Origin of the sequence: Micromonospora sp. M42 (genome assembly GCF_000568915.1) — a bacterium.
Lineage (GTDB): Bacteria > Actinomycetota > Actinomycetes > Mycobacteriales > Micromonosporaceae > Micromonospora > Micromonospora chalcea.
The window spans coordinates 5,834,237-5,851,021 of record NZ_KK037233.1 but is presented as its reverse complement, the minus strand read 5'-3'; the positions used below and the strand labels follow the sequence as shown (position 1 = coordinate 5,851,021).

The following is a 16,785-nucleotide window of genomic DNA, read 5'->3' as shown; positions in this document are numbered from 1 at the left end:
TGCGGCCGCAGGGCGGTTCCCGCGACCTGGTCACCAGCCCCCGACGCCGGCGGGCCGGCGCGCGGCGTGGCCACGGTCCGGGCGCCGGGTGGCGCGCTGCTGGCGCCGAGCGCGGCGCGGATCCGAAAAGCGTGCCACCGGCGCCGGTGTCGACCACCGCCGCCGGGCTGCCCCGGCGGCCGGTGGGCGGGCATCTGCCGGGACCGATGCCCGCCGCCACCGCGCCGCCGCCCGCGACCGACCTGCTCGACCCCGAAGTGGTACGCGCCCGGCTGTCCGCCCTCGCCGAGGGGGTGGCCAGCGCGACGCGCCGTGCCCCGAACACCACACCACCCAACGGGAGAAGACCATGAATCCACCCGCTTCCACCGGGCTCGACTGGCTGCTGGCGAACTTCGCCGAGCAGGTGCCGGACGTCTCGCACGCGCTCGCGGTCTCCGAGGACGGACTGCGGCTGGCGTCCTCGCCGGATCTCTCCCCGGACCAGGTCGACCAGCTCTCAGCGGTGATCAGCGGCTTGGCGAGCCTTACCGTGGGCGCGGCCCGGCTGATGTCCGCCGGCCGGGTACGCCAGCAGATCGTCGACATGGACGGCGGTGTGATGCTGGTGATGGCGGTCGGGGAACGGGCGCTGCTCGGCGTGCTGGCCGCGCCCGGCTGCGACCTGGGCCAGATCGGTTACGAGACGGCGACGCTGGTGCAGCGGGTGGCGGAGGCGCTGGAACCGGCGGTCCGCCGGTGAGCGGCCGCCCGGCGCGGCTGGCGGCGGCGCTGCTGGCGACGGTGCTGGTGGCCGGTTGCGGCGCCGAGGACACCACTGGGCAGGCGTGGCACGGCGGGCGGATCTTCCTGGCCACCGGCAACACCACAGGCGTCTACTACCAGCTCGGCGGCGGGTACGCCGATCTGATCACCCGGCACGTGCCCGGGTACGAGGCGCGCGCGGAGCCGACCGGCGCGTCGGTGGAGAACATCACCCGGGTGGCCGGCGGCGACATGGAGATCGCGTTCAGCCTGGCCGACACGGCGGCGGACGCGGTCGACGGCCGCGGGGCGTTCGACAAGCAACCGCAGCCGGTACGTGCGCTGGCCCGCGTCTACAGCAACTACACGCACGTGATCGTCCGCAGCGACGGCAAGATCAACAGCTTCGCCGATCTGCGCGGCAAGCGCGTCTCGACCGGTTCGCCGAAGTCCGGGACCGACATCATCGCCGGGCGTCTGCTCACCGCCGGCGGCATCGACCCGAACGCCGGCATCCAGCGGCTCAACCTGTCGTTGCCGGAGACGGTCAAGCGGATGCGGGCGAACACGCTGGACGCCATGTTCTTCTCCGGCGGCCTGCCCACGCCCGGCGTGAAGGACCTGCTCTCCTCCGCGCCCGGGAAGTTCCGGCTGCTGCCGCTGAACGACCTGATCGAGCCGTTGAGCGCCCGGTTCGGCGGCGTCTACACCACCGCCACGCTGCCGAAGGAGGTCTACGGCACGGCCGAGCCGACGCCCACCATCACGGTGGCGAACGTGATCCTGGTGGCGGCGGACATGCCGGAGCAACTCGCGTACGACCTGACCCGGGTGCTCTTCACCTGGCAGGGCGATCTGATCCAGGTGCACCCGGAGGCGGCGAACTTCAACCGGGCCAGCGCGGCCGCGACCGGCCCGATCCCGCTGCACCCGGGCGCGGCCCGGTTCTACCGCGACGGCGGCTGAGCGCGGCGCGGCCCCGCTACGGCGTCCAGTCGCTCCGCAGCAGACCGTAGAGCGCCATGTCGGCGAAGCCGTCGCCGTCGTACTCGCGGTCGCGCTGGGTGCCCTCGTGGACGAAGCCGCACCGCTCGGCGGTACGCCGCATGGCCGTGTTGCCGGCCAGCGTCTCGATCTCCAGGCGCCGCAGGTTGCGGTTGCGGAAGCCGTACCGGCAGAGCAGCCGGATCACCTCGGTGCCGTAGCCCTGGCCGCGCGCCTCGGGCAGCAGCGTGATGCCGAGGTGGGCGTACCCGTTGAAGGTGTTGATCCCCCACAGCACGCCGGTGCCGAGGAACGTGCCGTCGGCGACGGTCTCGGCCAGCAGTGTCACCGGATCGCCGGCTTCCGGCTGCTCGGCGGCGCGCTTCTCCAGCCGGGCCCGGACCTGGCCGACGTGGTACGGCAGGAACGGCCCGCCGTCGGTGATCAGGCGCAGCTCCGGGTCGCTGTGCAGACGGAACAGGTCCGGCGCGTCGTCGGGGGTGGGCGGGCGCAGCCGTACGCGCTCGGTGGCGAACATGCCGCGACGCTAGCGGCGGCAGGGCAGGTCGACAACCGGATTTGGCCACCCTACCGACCGGTCGGTAGGGTGGCGGCATGACCCCGCTCGTCCTCGCCTCCGCCCTGACCAAGACCTACGGGACACGCGACGCCCTGCGCGCGCTCGACCTCGCCGTCGCGCCGGGCAGCCGGTTCGTCGTGCTCGGCCACAACGGCGCCGGCAAGTCCACGCTGCTGGAGATCATCGCCACCCTGCGCACCCCGACCTCGGGCTCGGTGCGCGTCGGCGGCTTCGACACCGTGACCCAGGCGCGGGACGCACGGCGGCTGATCGGCCTGGCGCCGCAGTCGAACGCGCTGGACCCCCTCGCCACCCCGGCGGAGGTGCTCGACTTCCACGGCGTGGCGCTCGGGCTCGGCCGCCGGCAGCGGGCCCGCCGCACGCGGGAACTCGTCGACCTGTTCGGGCTGGGCGAGCACCGCTCGTCCCGGGTGGCCAAGCTCTCCGGCGGCACCCGCCGCAAGCTGGACCTGGCGGTGGCGCTCGTCGCCGAGCCGGCGGTGGTGATCCTGGACGAGCCGACCACCGGCCTGGACCCGCTCGCACGCATCGACTTCTGGACCGAGCTGACCCGCCTCAACCACAGCGGCACCTCGCTGCTCATCTCGACCCAGGACCTGCACGAGGCCGACGTGCTGGCCACGGAGATCGCCGTGCTACGGGACGGCCGGGTGGTCGCCCAGGGCCCACCGGCGTCGCTCAAGGGGCGCGTCGGCGCCCGGACGCTCACGCTCGACCTGTCCGACGCCGCCGCCGCGACCGCGCTCGTCGCCGCGTCCGAAGCCGGGTTCCGCGCCGACCCCGACCACCCGGACCGGGTACGCCTCAGCGTCCCCGACGACCCCCGCGCGCTGACCGCTGCCCTGCACGAAGCCGGCGCGATCGCCGCCGACATCACCCGGCTCCATCTCGCCGAGCCCTCCCTCGACGACGTCTTCGTCGCCCTCGCCGCCCGCTGAGGCGCGCCCCCACCGCACCCCGAAAGGCCCGACACCGTGCTCCCGCTCGCGCTCACCCCGCCCCGCCGCTCTTCGGCCCCGGTCGTCCTCGCGGCGATCAGACGCTCGACCCGGGCCGTGCTCCGTACCCCGGCGCTGCTCGTGGCCCCGGTCGCCCAGTCCCTGTTCTTCCTGCTCGTCTACGCCGGGCAGCTCGACGCCGTGGGCAGCACCTATCTGGGCGGGACGAGCTTCATCGCGTTCCTGCTGCCGCTGATCCTGCTCACCGGCGTCGCCACCGGCGCGGGCGCGGCCGGCACGCTCGTGCTGGGCGACATCACCAGCGGATACCTGGACCGCCTCCGGCTCGCCCACGGGACCACGACGCCGTTCCTCGTCGGCCCGGTCGTCGCCGCGCTGCTCGCTGTCGTACTCCAGATGGTGGTGACCGTCGCCGGGGCCGTCGCGATCGGCTACCGGCCGGCGAGCTGGTCCGGCGTCGCCGGAATGCTCCTGCTGATGCTCGCGCTCGGACTCGGCGTCGCGCTGCTGAGCACGGCGCTCGCCATCCGGTCGGACTCGGCGTCCACCACCAACCTGGTCACGCTCGTCGTGTTCGGCCTGTCGTTCTTCACCGGCGTGTTCGCGCCGGTCGACGAACTCGCCGGCTGGATGCGGGTGATCGCCACGGTCAACCCGCTCACCTATATCGTCGACACCGCCCGGCAGCTCGGCGGCGGCACGCCGCTCGCCGCGGCCCCGATCGGCGTCGCGCGCTCGCCGCCCTCACCGTCGCCGGAACCGCCGCCTGCGCCCTCGCCCTCCACCACGCCAGGAAGAACCGATGAGCGACACCCGCACCCAGATCATGGACGCCTTCGCCGAACAGCTCGCCGCGACCGGCTACCAGGGCATCTCCCTGGTCGGCGTCGGCCGCAGCGTCGGCATCCAGAAGCCGTCCATCTACCACCACTTCCCGGGCGGCAAGGAGGACCTCTACATCGCGGTGGCGGAGCGGTACATCCGGGACGTCGGCGGCAGGATCTCGGCGGCGCTGGCCGGCCCCGGCGACGTGCCGCACCGGCTGCACGCGCTCGCCACCGTCGCCGCCGGGCAGCACGGCGACGCGATCACGTTCGAGCAGCGCATCTACGACACGCTGCCGCTCGTCTCCGCCGAGACCAGCGAGCACGTCTCGGGCCTCTACGTCGACCTGATGCTGGCCCCGGTGACCCGGTTCTTCGCCGACGCCCGCGCCGAGGGCGCGGTCACCGGCGAACCGGAGTTCCTGATGAACGCGTTCCTGCACCTGGCCCGTGCGGCCGACCTCACCGACGAGACCGGCCCCGCACGGGTCGTCGCGCTCTTCCTCGACGGCGCCCGCCCACGTGCCTAAACTAAGAGCTTAGCTAACCGAGGAGGGCGCGCCATGTCGGCTGAGGCTGTGCACTACAACATGCATGATGCCAAGACCCACCTGTCGCGCATCATCGAGCGGGTGGAACGCGGCGAAGAGATCATCATCGACCGGGCGGGCACCCCCGTGGCGAAGGTCGTACCGCTGGTGCGCCGGACCGACCGCACGGCGATCGGCTCCCTCGCGGGGCAGGTGGACCTCTCGGGTGACTGGGATTCGCCACAGACCAACGCCGAGATCGCCGCCGACTTCGGGATCGGCGCATGACCCTGCTGCTGGACACCCACGTCGCGCTCTGGGCCATCACCCGCGACGCCTCCATCCCGCTCTACGAGGTCGACGTCCTCAAGGTGTAGACCTCAGACGTCGGCGGGGGTGGTGGCGGCCCGCGCCGCTGCGACCAGCCGGGCGGTCTCGGCGGCCACGTCCTCGTCGTCGGTGGGCGTCCCCGGGTCGTAGCGGACCGTCCAGGTCAGCCCGTCGACGCCGGGCACCCGCCGGGCCGCGATCCGCCCGGAGCCGCCGGGCATCTCGTGGTGCGAGGTGTACGCCACCGAGCCGGTGACCCGGTCCCGGACCTGGTGCGGCAGGTCACCCGGGTCGACGAGCAGGTACGTCTCGGGGAGGCCGTCCGCCACCACCAGGTAGCCGTCGCGCTCGGCGACCGGCTCGGCCGGGGTGACAGTCAGCTCGCGGCCGGACCAGACCGCCTTGAGGATGTCGTGCCAGCCGAGGCGCTCCACCCGGCCGGGCAGCCAGAGGCCACGGTTGCTGGCGACCAGCACGCCGTCGTTGCCGCCCTCGCCGGTGCCGGCGGCGGCCCAGGCGAGCACCCGCTCGTCGGCGGCCAGCGGCGGCCGGTCGGCGGACGGCAGTTTCGGCCGGCGGTTGAACAGTCCCATCACAATCCTCCGGCGGCCTGCTCGCGCAGTGCCCGTGCGTGCTGTTCCAGCGACAGCAGTTCCCCGAACAGGGCGAAGTACTCGTCCTTGTTGCTCACCGGGTTGACCCGCTGGATCTTCGACTTGAGGTCACGGATGCGGCCGGTGACCGAACTCCACTGGAGCCGGGCCATGGTGATCGAGACGTACCTCGGGTCCGGCTCGCCGTCGATGCGCAGCGGCTCCACCGCCAGCTCGCCGATGAGCGCCTGCCCGGCCAGGTCGTCGCAGGCGTCGCGGACCCGTTCGATCCAGACCGCGCCGCCGGTGGCAGTGGACGCTCCGCCGGCCGCCGCCACGGCGGCGCGTACCGCGACGTGCACCGGGTGCTGGTAGTCGGTCACCTCGACCGCGTCGAACATCGGACCGGCCAGCACCGGCTCCTGCAACGCCAGCTTGAGCGCCTCCCGCTCCACCATGGAACGCGGACTGTCCACAGCGGGCGTGGCCCGGCCGGGGCGGGCCGGGGCGGCGGGCGCGGCGCCGCCGGCCTGCGGCCCGTGTGCCGCGTTGAGCACCGCGCGCTGCACCGGCTCGATCTCCATGCCGAGGTCGCCGGCGAGCTTGCGCACGTACTCCGGGCGCTTCTCCCGGTCCTTGATCTTCGCCACGAGCGGCGCGGCGCGACGCATGGCCTCGACCCGGCCGTCGACGGTGTCCAGGTCGAACCGGCTGATCACGTGCCGGAGCGCGAAGTCGACCAGCGGCTCGCGGCGGGCCACCAGGTCACGCACGGCCAGGTCGCCCTTTGCCAGGCGCAGCTCGCACGGGTCCATGTTGTCGGGGCTGACCGCGATGAAGGTACGCCCGACGAAGCGCTGGTCGTCCTCGAACGCGCGCAACGCGGCCTTCTGCCCGGCGGCGTCGCCGTCGAAGGTGAAGATGATCTCGCCGGCCCGTTCGTCGCTGTCGAACAGCACCCGGCGCAGCACCGAGATGTGGTCGCCGCCGAACGCCGTGCCGCAGGTCGCCACCGCCGTCGGCACGTCGGCGAGGTGGCAGGCCATCACGTCGGTGTAGCCCTCGACCACCACCACCTTGCCCTGCTTGGCGATCTCCCGCTTGGCCTGGTCGATGCCGTAGAGCACGTGCGACTTCTTGTAGATCGGCGTCTCGGGGGTGTTCAGGTATTTCGGGCCGTCGTCGTCGTCGAACAGCTTGCGGGCGCCGAAGCCGATCACGTCACCGGTGATGTCCCGGATCGGCCACATCAGGCGGCGGCGGAACCTGTCGATCAGCGAACCGGAGCGGGCCGGGCGGGACAGCCCGGCGGTGACCAGCTCGTCGTGGGTGAAGCCCTGCTGGCGCAGGTGCTTGGTGAGCAGGTCCCACCCGTCGGGGGCGAAGCCGCAGCCGTACCGCTCGGCGGCGGACCGGTCGAAGCCGCGCCCGGCGAGGAACTCGCGGGCCGGGCGCGCGCCGGCGGTGGTGAGCTGGGACCGGTAGAAGTCGACGGCGGCGGCGTGCGCGGCCACCAGGCGCTGCCGCTGCCCCTGCTGCGGGCGGGGACGCGGCGCGGACCTGTCGTCCTCGACGTAGCGCAACTGGATGCCGGCGCGGGCGGCCAGCCGCTCGACGGACTCGACGAAGCTGAGGTGCTCGGCGTCCATCAGGAACTTGATCGCGTCGCCGCCGACCCCGCAGCCGAAGCAGTAGAACACGTTGCGGGCGGGCGAGACGTTGAACGACGGGCTCTTCTCGTCGTGGAACGGGCAGAGCCCCTTGAGGTTGCCGCCACCGGCCGACTTGAGCGTCACCACCTCGGAGATGACGTCCGCGATGGCGGTGCGCTCGCGGACCAGCGCGATGTCCTCGTCCCGGATCCGCCCCGCCATGACCGCCACCCCCTCGGCGTACATCCTGCCCTGCCGGACCGACGATCCGGCGGCCGGGGGGACGGGCGTGTGGCCGACCACGCCCGTCCCCGCCGGCTCAGGCCGAGCGGGCCGCCGCGGGGTCGCCGATACGCGGGAACGGCTCGATGGAGAAGACCACCTCGACCGGCACCTCGAAGTACGCGGCGATGCGCAGCGCCAGGTGCAGGCTGGGCCGGAACTCGCCGCGCTCCAGGTAACCGACGGTCTGGTAGTGCACACCGAGCGCGTCGGCGAGCTGCCGCCGGGAGATGCCCCGTTCGGCGCGCAGCACCGCGATCCGGTTGTGCACGGTCTCGCTCATCGACGCCCTCTCATCCGACCCGCTGCATGGCCCGCTCCCGCCGGGCCGCGACCCGCGAGCCGGACTCCCGGCGGGCCATCCGGCGCAGCACCACCGGGGCCAGCACGAGCCCGAGCACCGCCCAGGCGCCGAGCACGCCGACCGTCTCCAGGTGCCGCCAGGAGCCGCCGAGTTCGACTGCTGCCAGGTCGCCGGGGAGCAGCGCCGAGCGCATGCCCAAGCCTAGCCAGTAGAGCGGGAACACCTGGGCGACGCCCTGGAGCCAGCCGGGCAGGCCGTTGATCGGATAGAAGATGCCGGACAGCGCAATCAGGCCGAAGATCGGCATCACCACCAGGCCCATGTTGCGCGGGTTCTCGATCAGCGAGCCGATCACCGCGCCCAGCGGCAGCGTCGCCACCAGCCCGAGTGGCACCACCCAGGCCAGCGTGAGCCAGGCGCCCGGGTCGCCGAGCCGCAGCCCGTCCAGGAAGAACAGCCCGGGCGTGAGCTGGATGACCACGCCGATCAGCGCGACCGCCGAGACCAGCACGATCTTGCCGACCAGGTAGCCGAGCATGCCGTCCGGGATGGCCTTGGCGCGCAGCAGCGTGCCGTCCTCCCGGTCGATGACGAGCTGGTTGGCCAGCCCGAGCAGGCCGCCGAAGAGCAGGCCCATCCCGAGCGCGCTGGGCAGCGTACGGGCGCCGAGCGAGAAGTCGGTGCCCGGCACCGTCGAGCCGCGCATCCAGAACACGGCGATCAGCAGCACCACGGTGGGGAAGAAGTAGGTCCAGAGATCCTGGCCGTTTGTGAACGTCGCGCGCAGCTCGATCACGCCGCGCCGCAGCCCGGCCCGTAGCGCGTTGGTGGTCGGGTTCATCGGTCCGCCTCCTGCTGCCACACCCGCTCGGCCCGGCCGGTACGGATGCCGGTCTCCTCCTCGTGCACCAGCGCCAGGTACGCGTCCTCCAGGCTGGCCCGGCGCACCTCCAGCTCGCCTATCCGGTCGCCGTGCTCGCGGAGCAGGTCGCGCAGGAACGCGGTGGCGTCGGGGGTGGCGTGCACGTACCGCTCGCCGTCGCGGGTCCAGCGCACCTCGGCGTCCCCCGCGACGCGCCGGGCGAGCTGGTCGGGCGACCCCTCGGCGATGATCCGGCCGCCGGCCAGGATGAGGATGCGGTCGGCCAGCTTCTCCGCCTCGGCCAGGTCGTGCGTGGTCAGCACGATGGTGGTCTCGTCCAGGTCGGCCAGGCGGTGCACCAGTTCGTGGAACTCGCGCCGGGCGGCCGGGTCGAAGCCGACAGTGGGCTCGTCCAGGAACAGCAGCTCCGGGCGGCCGACGATGCCGACAGCCACGTCCAGCCGGCGGCGCTGACCGCCGGAGAGCCGCGCCACCCGGCTGCCGGCGTGCGCGGTCAGGCCCACCGTCTCCAGCAGCTCGTCGACCGGCCACGGGCGCGGGATCCGGTCGGTGCCGTACGGCGCGTAGAAGTCGCCGAGGTGCGCGAGCAGCTCCCGCACCCGCCACTTGCCGTGGTCGCGCCAGGACTGGAGCACCACGCCCAGCCGTGCGCGCCACCGCTCGTCGCCGCGGGCCGGGTCGCTGCCGAGCACGCGCACCGTGCCGGCCGAGGGCAGCCGGAAGCCTTCGAGGATCTCGATGGTGGTGGTCTTGCCGGCGCCGTTGGGCCCGAGCAGCGCCACCACCTCGCCCCGCCGGGCGGTCAGGTCGACGCCGTGCAGCACGTCGACGGCGCCGTAGCGCATACGCAGATCCCGCACGTCGAGGACGAGATCCTCGTCGGGCGGTCGGGGGGACGCGACGGCCCCAGGAAGTTCGACCGCAGTCATGCCTCGAAATGTAGCACCTATACTACAAACCGAGGTACCCCCACTCAGCGGCGCCGACTGTGGAACCAGCGGGTGACGGGGGCCGGCTCCTCCTCCTCGTACGACCGGGCCGCGTTCACCGCGGCGGCCAGGCCGGAGCGGCGGGGCCGGGGCCCGGCGCGCAGCACCGGATCGGCGGCCATCTCCCGGAGCACCGCGACGGCCAGGCCCAGCATCACCACGACGAACGGCAACGCGACCAGGATGGTCGCCTGTTGCAGCGGCGGCCAGGCCGCCGGCCAGCAGCAACGCCGCCGCGACCGCGCCGATCAGCACGCCCCAGAGCACCACCACCCCGCGGTGCGGCCGCAGCGCGCCGCGCGAGCTGAGCGAGCCGAGCACCAGCGACGCCGAATCCGCGCTGGTGACGAAGTAGAGCGCGATCAGCACCATGGCGAGCACGCTCGTCAGCGTGGCCAGCGGCAGCGCGTCGAGCAGCCCGAACAGCGCCTGCTCGGACCCGGCTTCCACGTCGGCCACCAGGTCCCGGGTGCCGGTGGTCTGCGTACGCAGGGCGGTCCCGCCCATCACCGCGAACCAGACGGTGCTCGCGCCGCTGGGTATCAGCAGCACCCCGATCAGGAACTGGCGGACCGTACGGCCGCGTGAGATGCGGGCGATGAACGTGCCCACGAACGGCGCCCAGGAGATCCACCACGCCCAGTAGAAGATGGTCCACGAGCCCAGCCAGGCCGGATCGGAGAACGCCCCGGTACGCGTCGACATGCGCACCAGGCCGCTCAGGTAGTCACCGACCGAGGCCGGCAACACCTCCAGCGTGTAGACGGTCGGACCGACCACGAACACGAACAGCATCAGTACGACGGCGATCAGCACGTTCGTGGTGGACAGCCACTTGACGCCCCGGTGCAGTCCGGAGAAGGCGGAGACGACGAAGGCGAGCGTGAGCGCGCCGATGATCGTCAGCTCGACGGCCCGGCCGTCCGGCACACCGGCCACCAGGTCGAGGCCGGCCGCCACCTGGAGCGCGCCCAGCCCGAGACTGGTCGCGGAGCCGAACACGGTGGCGAAGACGGCGAGCAGGTCGATCGCGCGGCCGAGCGGGCCGTCGGTCCGGTCGCCGAGCAGCGGCGTGAACGCGGACGAGATGCGGTTGCCCCGCCCCTTGCGGAACGTCGAGTACGCCAGGGCCAGCGCCGCGATCGCGTAGATGCCCCACGGATGCAGCGTCCAGTGGAAGAGCGTGTACTGCATGGCGGTCGCGGCGGCGGCCCCGGTCTGCGGCGCGACGCCGGAGGCGGGAGGCGGCGTCGCGTAGTGCTGGATCGGTTCGGCCACGGCGAAGAACACCAGGCCGATGCCCATGCCGGCGCTGAACATCATGGCGACCCAGGCCAGCGTGTCGAACTCCGGCTCGTCGTCGTCGGCGCCCAGCCGGATCCGGCCGAACCGGGAGGCGGCCACGACGACCGCCAGCACCAGGAAGGCGTCCGCCGCGAGCACGAAGAACCAGCCGAACGTGCTCACGGTCCAACTCAGCCCGGCCGCGCCGAACGACGCCAGGGAACCACGCGCGAACACGCCCCAGGCCACCACGGCCAGCACCCCGGCCACGCCGACCCCGAGCACCACCCGGTCGGCCGGCTGCGTCCCGGCCCGCTCCCCCACGTCTTCCCCCATGACCCCATCCTGGGCAGCACAGCCGCCCGGGTAGGACGAAACGCCCACTCCGCCTCCGTCGATCATGGAGTTGCGGCGCCCAGGATGCCCGCTTCACACCGGTATCAGAGGCGCCACAACTCCAAGATCGGCGTCGGGAGCGGGGGCGGCGGGCGGCGAGCGGCGAGGGCGGTCAGGAGGGGACGGCGGTGGCCTCCTCGGCCTCCACCGCGGCGTTCCAGGCCGGCTTGGTGGAGCGCCAGCCCTCGTCGTCCAGGCCCTGCCGCCAGTAGCCGGAGATGGACAGGTCGCCCCGGGGCACGCCGCGCTCGACCCGCAGCAGCCGCCGCAGCTCCTTCACCGCGCCGGCCTCGCCGTGCACGAACGCGTGCACCCGGCCGGGCGGGAACTCCAGCGCCCGTACCGCCTCGACCAGCGGCTCGCCGTACGGGCGGCCGTCGCGGTGCAGCCAGCACACCTCGACAGCGCCCGCACTGGTCAGGGGCAGCTCGTCGGCCGGGCCGCCGACCTCGACGTACACCTTCGCCCGCGCGCCCGCCGGCAGCCGCTCCAGGGCGGCGGCGATGGCCGGCAGCGCGCTCTCGTCGCCCGCCAGCAGGTGCCAGTCGGCGGCCGGGTCCGGCGCGTACGCGCCGCCCGGCCCGGTGAACAACACCCGGTCGCCGGGCCGCAGCGCCGCCGCCCACGGCCCGGCCAGCCCCTCGTCGCCGTGGTGCACCACGTCCACCGTCATCTCACCCGCCGCGGCGTCCCAGGCCCGCACCGTGTACGCGCGCAGGCGCGGCCACTGCTCCGCCGGGAACTCCCGCTTGATCGTCGCCAGGTCGACCGGGTACGGGTAGGTCACCCCGGCCGGCGGGAAGACGAACTTCACGTAGTGGTCGGTGTACGCGCCCACCGGCAGCCCGGCCAGCTCGGGACCGCCCAGGACCAGGCGGATCAGGTGCGGGGTGGGCCGCGTGGTCCGGACGACCGTGGCGGCGGTGAGCTTCTTCGGGCGGTCCGTCATGCCACTTAGGCTAACCTAAGCTCGCCGGGGTGATCCGGTCAGCTCGGCGACACCAGGCGGGCGTGCCAGGCCAGCGCGGCCGGATCGGTGAGCGAGGCGACCTGGTCGATCACCACGCGCAGCCGTCCGGCGTCGTCCGCCGCCTCCCGCCACAACGGCGCGAACACCGGGTCGAGCGCGTCCGGCGCCCGGTCCAGCAGCGCCGTCACCAGCCCGGCCAGGACGTCGCGCTGCCGCGCGTACCGGCCCTCGGCACCGGGGCGGCGCATCACGTACCGCAGCGCGATGCCCTTGAGCAGCGCGCACTGCGCCCGGGTCCGGCGCGGCACCTCCAGGTCGGCGGCGTAGCGGCGGTGCGGGCCGGGCCCGTGGCGCTGCTGCGTGGCGGCCACCACGCGGGAGACGAACCGCCCGGTGAGCACGCTCGTGGTGGCCTTCAGCGCGGCGAGCGCACGGTGGCTGCCGTCGTACGCGGCCAGCGGGGCGAGCACCGGGTCGGCGAGCAGGTCGGCGAGCACCTCGCCCAGGTCCTCCGGTGCCTCACCCGAGTACGTGGCGGACACGTCGGCGCAGAGCGCCCGCCGTTCGTCCGCGTCGGCCAGCAGCGGGCGCAGGTCGACGTATCCGCCGTGGATGCCGTCCTCGACGTCGTGCACCGAGTACGCCACGTCGTCGGCCCAGTCCATCACCTGGGCCTCCAGGCAGCGCCGGGTGCCGGGCGGCGCGCCCTCGCGCAGCCAGTCGAAGACCGGGCGGTCGTCGGCGTACACAAAAAAAAAAAAAGCTCACCGGGGCGGCGCGGCCACGGGTACTTGCTCACCGCGTCCAGCGCGGCCCGGGTCAGGTTCAGCCCGGCCGACACAACAAAAACAAATGTGAGCACCTTGGCCTCCAGCCGGGTGAGCACCCGCAGCGTCTGCGCGTTGCCCTCGAACCCGCCGCAGGCGGCGGCCAGCTCGTCCAGCGCGTACTCGCCGTTGTGCCCGAACGGCGGGTGACCCAGGTCGTGGGCCAGCCCGGCGGTGTCCACCACGTCCGGGTCGCAGCCGAGGCGGGCGCCCATCTCGCGGGCGATCTGCGCGACCTCCAGCGAGTGGGTCAGGCGGGTACGCAGGAAGTCGTCCGTGCCGGCGGTGTGCACCTGCGTCTTCGCGGCGAGCCGCCGGAACGCCGCCGAGTGCAGCACCCGGGCGCGGTCCCGCTCGAACGGCGACCGGCCGTACCCGGTGTCCTTCGGCGCCTCGTCGACCAGCCGCGCCGCGTCGTCAGCCCCGGTCACCGTTGCCGCGTTGGCGCAACACGCAGAACTCGTTGCCCTCCGGGTCGGCGAGCACCGTCCACTCCACGTCTCCCTGGCCGATGTCGACGTGCCGCGCGCCCATGTCGACCAGGCGCTCGACCTCGGCTTCCAGGTCGGCCGGGCGCAGGTCGATGTGCAGCCGGTTCTTCCCCTCCTTCGGCCCGGCGACCGGGACGAAGACGAGACCGGGCAGCGTGTCGGGGGTGCGGCGGATCTCCACCTCGTCCGGCTTGTCGGTGACCACCTGATAACCGAGCGCCTCCGCCCACCAACTGGCGAGCCGGGACGGGTCCCGGGCGTCGATGGTCAGGTTCTCCCAGACGGCGGTCATGCGCCCACCCCTCCTGATCGACACGTGGCGGAAGCTCAGGTTACGCCGAGGAGGCCGGAAAGGCGCGCCAGGCGGTACGCGGGGCCGTCGATGAACACCGGCGGCCCCGCGTCGGCGTCAGCGGGAGTCGGAGCCGGTGGTGGTGATCGCCGCCCGGCCGGCCTCCAGGCGCGCCACCGGCACCCGGAACGGCGAGCAGGAGACGTAGTCCAGGCCGACCTCGTGGAAGAAGTGCACCGAGTCCGGGTCACCGCCGTGCTCGCCGCAGACGCCCAGCTTCAGGCCCGGGCGGGCCGCCCGGCCCTCCTCGGCGGCGATGCGGACCAGCCGGCCGACGCCGTCGGTGTCGATCGACTCGAACGGCGAGATGCCGAAGATGCCCAGCTCCAGGTAGCGCCAGAAGAACGCGCCCTCCACGTCGTCGCGAGAGAAGCCCCAGCCCATCTGGGTCAGGTCGTTGGTGCCGAAGGAGAAGAACTCGGCCGCCTCGGCGATCTGCCCGGCGGTCAGCGCCGCCCGGGGCACCTCGATCATCGTGCCGATCAGCACCTCGACGCCGCTGTCCCCGACCACCTCGGCGATGATCCGCTCGGCCTCGGCGCGTACCGTCTCCAGCTCCTGCACGGCCCCGACGAGCGGCACCATGATCTCCGGGCAGGCCTTGCCGCCGTCGCGGACGACCGCCACGGCGGCCTCGGCGATCGCGCGGACCTGCATGGCGAACAGGCCCGGGATGACCAGGCCGAGCCGGACGCCGCGCAGGCCCAGCATCGGGTTCTCCTCGTGCATCCGCCGGACGGCGGCGAGCAGCGCCTCCTCCTTCGCGACGTCCTCACCGCGCTCCTGCGCGACCGCGACGTTCACCGCGAGCTGCTCCAGCGGGGGCAGGAACTCGTGCAGCGGCGGGTCGATCAGCCGCACGGTGACCGGCAGGCCGTCCATCTCCCGGAAGATCTCGATGAAGTCGGCCCGCTGCAGCGGCAGCAGCGCCGCGAGCGCGTCCTCCCGCTCCCGCGCGCCGGAGGCCAGGATGAGCCGCTCGACCAGCTCGCGCCGGTCACCGAGGAACATGTGCTCGGTGCGGCACAGGCCGATGCCCTCGGCGCCGAAGCGCCGGGCCCGGGCCGCGTCCGCGCCGGTGTCGGCGTTCGTGCGCACGCGCAGCCGCCGCGCCGCGTCGGCGTGCGTCATGATCCGGTGTACGGAGCGGACCAGCGCGTCGTCGGTGTTCTCCGGGTCGAGTTCGCCCTCGAAGTACTGCACCACCTCGGACGGCATGACCGGCACCTCGCCGAGGTACACCTTGCCGGTGGTGCCGTCGATCGAGACCACGTCGCCCTCGTTCACCACGTGGTCGCCCACTGTGAACCTCTTCGCCGGCACGTTCACGTCCAGCTCGTCGGCGCCGGAGACGCAGGTCTTGCCCATGCCGCGGGCCACCACCGCGGCGTGGCTGGTCTTGCCGCCCCGGGAGGTCAGGATGCCCTTGGCGGCGATCATGCCGTTGAGGTCGTCCGGGTTGGTCTCCCGGCGGACCAGGATGACCGCCTCGCCCTCGGCGGCCAGCTCGACCGCCCGGGCCGAGGTGAAGACGACCTTGCCGGACGCGGCGCCCGGGGAGGCGCCGATGCCCTTGGCGACCGCCTCGAACTCGTGGTCGAGCTGGAAGCGCGGGAACATCAGCTGGGCGAGCTGCGCGCCGTTGACCCGGTGCAGCGCCTCGTCCAGGTCGATCAGGCCCTCGTCGACGAGCTGCCCGGCGATGACGAACGCGGCGGCGGCGGTGCGCTTGCCGACCCGGGTCTGCAGCATCCAGAGCTTGCCGCGCTCGATGGTGAACTCGATGTCGCAGAGGTCCTTGTAGTGCTCCTCCAGCCGGGCCATGATGCCGAGCAGTTGGTCGTAGGAGGTCTTGTCGAGCTGCTCCAGCTCCTGCAACGGCACGGTGTTGCGGATGCCGGCGACCACGTCCTCGCCCTGGGCGTTGGCCAGGTAGTCGCCGTAGATGCCCTGCGCGCCGCTGCCCGGGTCGCGGGTGAACGCGACGCCGGTACCCGAGTCGGGGCCGAGGTTGCCGAAGACCATCGCCACCACGTTGACGGCGGTGCCCAGGTCGGCCGGGATGCGCTCCTGGCGGCGGTAGAGGATCGCCCGCTCCGCGTTCCACGAGTCGAAGACCGCGCGGATGGCGAGGTCGAGCTGCTCGCGCGGCTCCTGCGGGAACTCGCGGCCGGTGTGCTTGGCGAAGATCTTCTTGTACGCGTCGACCAGCCCCCGCAGGTCGTCGGCGTCCAGGTCGAGGTCGTTGTGGGTGCCCTTGGCGCTCTTGATCTCGTCCAGCGCGTGCTCGAACTCCTCGCCCGGCACCTCGCAGACGGTCTTGCCGAACATCTGGATCAGCCGGCGGTACGAGTCCCAGGCGAACCTGTCGTTCCCACCCGCCTGGTTGCTGAGGCCGACCACGCTGCGGTCGTTGAGACCCACGTTGAGGACGGTCTCCATCATGCCGGGCATGGAGAACTTGGCGCCGGAGCGTACCGAGACCAGCAGCGGGTCGTCCGGGTCGCCGAGGCGGCGGCCCATCTCGCGCTCCAGGGACTCCAGGTGCGCCTCGATCTGCGCGGCCAGGCCGTCGGGCTCACGCCCGGTCGTCAGGTACGCCTTGCAGGCCTCGGTGGTGATCGTGAAGCCGGGCGGAACCGGCAGGCCGAGGTTGGTCATCTCGGCCAGGTTGGCCCCCTTGCCGCCGAGCAGATCCTTCAAATCCTTGTTGCCCTCGGCGAAGTCGTACACGTACTTGTGCTCGCCCGATTCCTGCGCTTCCACCAGAGCCTCCAACGCGCGCCATTG

At 73.0% G+C, this 16,785-nt stretch carries 14 protein-coding genes and 4 pseudogenes; 7 read left to right on the top strand and 11 right to left on the bottom strand.

The genetic code is table 11. The features are described 5' to 3' along the window. The 3 genes and pseudogenes from MCBG_RS34415 to MCBG_RS27045 all read left to right on the top strand — a co-directional run. A pseudogene (locus tag MCBG_RS34415) lies at positions 1-353 on the top strand (ATP-binding protein); the annotation flags it as partial. Further along, on the top strand, positions 350-742 hold the full coding sequence (locus MCBG_RS27050; protein WP_030503989.1) for a roadblock/LC7 domain-containing protein: 393 nt from the start codon (positions 350-352) through the stop codon (positions 740-742). The pseudogene MCBG_RS34415 and the gene MCBG_RS27050, both read left to right, overlap by 4 nt. Then, positions 739-1,710 (top strand): TAXI family TRAP transporter solute-binding subunit, encoded by a 972-nt coding sequence (locus MCBG_RS27045; RefSeq protein ID WP_043329076.1) that lies wholly within the window; start codon positions 739-741, stop codon positions 1,708-1,710. The genes MCBG_RS27050 and MCBG_RS27045 overlap by 4 nt, the downstream gene beginning before the upstream one ends. A 16-nt stretch (positions 1,711-1,726) precedes the next feature. On the opposite strand, the gene MCBG_RS27040 is transcribed toward MCBG_RS27045, so the two are convergent. Then, positions 1,727-2,266 (bottom strand): GNAT family N-acetyltransferase, encoded by a 540-nt coding sequence (locus MCBG_RS27040; protein WP_043329074.1) that lies wholly within the window; start codon positions 2,264-2,266, stop codon positions 1,727-1,729. Positions 2,267-2,343: 77 nt separating this feature from the next. Between MCBG_RS27040 and MCBG_RS27035 the strand changes: the two genes are divergently transcribed. From MCBG_RS27035 to MCBG_RS27020, 4 genes and pseudogenes are all read left to right on the top strand, one after another. Beyond that, on the top strand, positions 2,344-3,267 hold the full coding sequence (locus MCBG_RS27035; RefSeq protein ID WP_043329071.1) for an ABC transporter ATP-binding protein: 924 nt from the start codon (positions 2,344-2,346) through the stop codon (positions 3,265-3,267). A gap of 36 nt (positions 3,268-3,303) precedes the next feature. After that, positions 3,304-3,936 (top strand): annotated as a pseudogene (locus tag MCBG_RS32080) (ABC transporter permease); the annotation flags it as partial. A gap of 154 nt (positions 3,937-4,090) precedes the next feature. After that, positions 4,091-4,642: a TetR/AcrR family transcriptional regulator gene (locus MCBG_RS27025; protein ID WP_043329068.1), complete on the top strand. Its 552-nt coding sequence runs from the start codon at positions 4,091-4,093 to the stop codon at positions 4,640-4,642. Positions 4,643-4,675: 33 nt separating this feature from the next. Continuing rightward, a complete protein-coding gene (locus tag MCBG_RS27020) occupies positions 4,676-4,930 on the top strand; it encodes a type II toxin-antitoxin system Phd/YefM family antitoxin (protein ID WP_043329066.1) in 255 nt (84 codons plus the stop codon). A gap of 92 nt (positions 4,931-5,022) precedes the next feature. Here MCBG_RS27020 and MCBG_RS27015 read toward each other — a convergent pair whose 3' ends face one another. The 10 genes and pseudogenes from MCBG_RS27015 to ppdK form a co-directional block, all read right to left on the bottom strand. Further along, positions 5,023-5,565 (bottom strand): hypothetical protein, encoded by a 543-nt coding sequence (locus tag MCBG_RS27015; RefSeq protein WP_043329065.1) that lies wholly within the window; start codon positions 5,563-5,565, stop codon positions 5,023-5,025. Continuing rightward, on the bottom strand, positions 5,565-7,463 hold the full coding sequence (gene dnaG, locus MCBG_RS27010) for a DNA primase (protein ID WP_043329063.1): 1,899 nt from the start codon (positions 7,461-7,463) through the stop codon (positions 5,565-5,567). Before dnaG ends, MCBG_RS27015 begins: the two co-directional genes overlap by 1 nt. Before the next feature lie 73 nt (positions 7,464-7,536). Beyond that, positions 7,537-7,782: a helix-turn-helix transcriptional regulator gene (locus MCBG_RS27005; RefSeq protein WP_013287928.1), complete on the bottom strand. Its 246-nt coding sequence runs from the start codon at positions 7,780-7,782 to the stop codon at positions 7,537-7,539. 10 nt (positions 7,783-7,792) lie between these two features. Beyond that, positions 7,793-8,644: an ABC transporter permease gene (locus MCBG_RS27000; RefSeq protein ID WP_043329061.1), complete on the bottom strand. Its 852-nt coding sequence runs from the start codon at positions 8,642-8,644 to the stop codon at positions 7,793-7,795. Further along, the gene (locus MCBG_RS26995) at positions 8,641-9,615 is read right to left on the bottom strand and encodes an ABC transporter ATP-binding protein (RefSeq protein WP_084789631.1); all 975 of its coding nucleotides are present in this window, start codon (positions 9,613-9,615) and stop codon (positions 8,641-8,643) included. The genes MCBG_RS27000 and MCBG_RS26995 overlap by 4 nt, the downstream gene beginning before the upstream one ends. Before the next feature lie 44 nt (positions 9,616-9,659). Further along, positions 9,660-11,295 (bottom strand): annotated as a pseudogene (locus MCBG_RS26990) (BCCT family transporter). Positions 11,296-11,467: 172 nt separating this feature from the next. Further along, on the bottom strand, positions 11,468-12,304 hold the full coding sequence (locus tag MCBG_RS26985; RefSeq protein WP_043329057.1) for a siderophore-interacting protein: 837 nt from the start codon (positions 12,302-12,304) through the stop codon (positions 11,468-11,470). Positions 12,305-12,342: 38 nt separating this feature from the next. Then, positions 12,343-13,583, bottom strand: a pseudogene (locus MCBG_RS26980) (deoxyguanosinetriphosphate triphosphohydrolase). Beyond that, positions 13,570-13,935 carry a VOC family protein gene (locus MCBG_RS26975; RefSeq protein WP_043329055.1) on the bottom strand — a complete coding sequence of 122 codons (366 nt, stop codon included), beginning with the start codon at positions 13,933-13,935 and terminating at the stop codon, positions 13,570-13,572. The pseudogene MCBG_RS26980 and the gene MCBG_RS26975 overlap by 14 nt, the downstream one beginning before the upstream one ends. Before the next feature lie 117 nt (positions 13,936-14,052). Further along, a complete protein-coding gene (gene ppdK / locus MCBG_RS26970) occupies positions 14,053-16,761 on the bottom strand; it encodes a pyruvate, phosphate dikinase (protein WP_043329053.1) in 2,709 nt (902 codons plus the stop codon). Between the last annotated feature and the right edge of the window lie 24 nt (positions 16,762-16,785).

Excerpts from the sequence above, each read along its gene's own strand:
- MCBG_RS27050 (WP_030503989.1), top strand. The coding sequence starts at position 350 with ATGAATCCACCCGCTTCCACCGGGCTCGACTGGCTGCTGGCGAACTTC.
- MCBG_RS27040 (WP_043329074.1), bottom strand. The coding sequence starts at position 2,266 with ATGTTCGCCACCGAGCGCGTACGGCTGCGCCCGCCCACCCCCGACGAC.
- MCBG_RS27035 (WP_043329071.1), top strand. The coding sequence starts at position 2,344 with ATGACCCCGCTCGTCCTCGCCTCCGCCCTGACCAAGACCTACGGGACA.
- MCBG_RS27025 (WP_043329068.1), top strand. The coding sequence starts at position 4,091 with ATGAGCGACACCCGCACCCAGATCATGGACGCCTTCGCCGAACAGCTC.
- MCBG_RS27020 (WP_043329066.1), top strand. The coding sequence starts at position 4,676 with ATGTCGGCTGAGGCTGTGCACTACAACATGCATGATGCCAAGACCCAC.
- MCBG_RS27015 (WP_043329065.1), bottom strand. The coding sequence starts at position 5,565 with ATGGGACTGTTCAACCGCCGGCCGAAACTGCCGTCCGCCGACCGGCCG.
- dnaG (WP_043329063.1), bottom strand. The coding sequence starts at position 7,463 with ATGTACGCCGAGGGGGTGGCGGTCATGGCGGGGCGGATCCGGGACGAG.
- MCBG_RS27005 (WP_013287928.1), bottom strand. The coding sequence starts at position 7,782 with ATGAGCGAGACCGTGCACAACCGGATCGCGGTGCTGCGCGCCGAACGG.
- MCBG_RS27000 (WP_043329061.1), bottom strand. The coding sequence starts at position 8,644 with ATGAACCCGACCACCAACGCGCTACGGGCCGGGCTGCGGCGCGGCGTG.
- MCBG_RS26995 (WP_084789631.1), bottom strand. The coding sequence starts at position 9,615 with ATGACTGCGGTCGAACTTCCTGGGGCCGTCGCGTCCCCCCGACCGCCC.
- MCBG_RS26985 (WP_043329057.1), bottom strand. The coding sequence starts at position 12,304 with ATGACGGACCGCCCGAAGAAGCTCACCGCCGCCACGGTCGTCCGGACC.
- MCBG_RS26975 (WP_043329055.1), bottom strand. The coding sequence starts at position 13,935 with ATGACCGCCGTCTGGGAGAACCTGACCATCGACGCCCGGGACCCGTCC.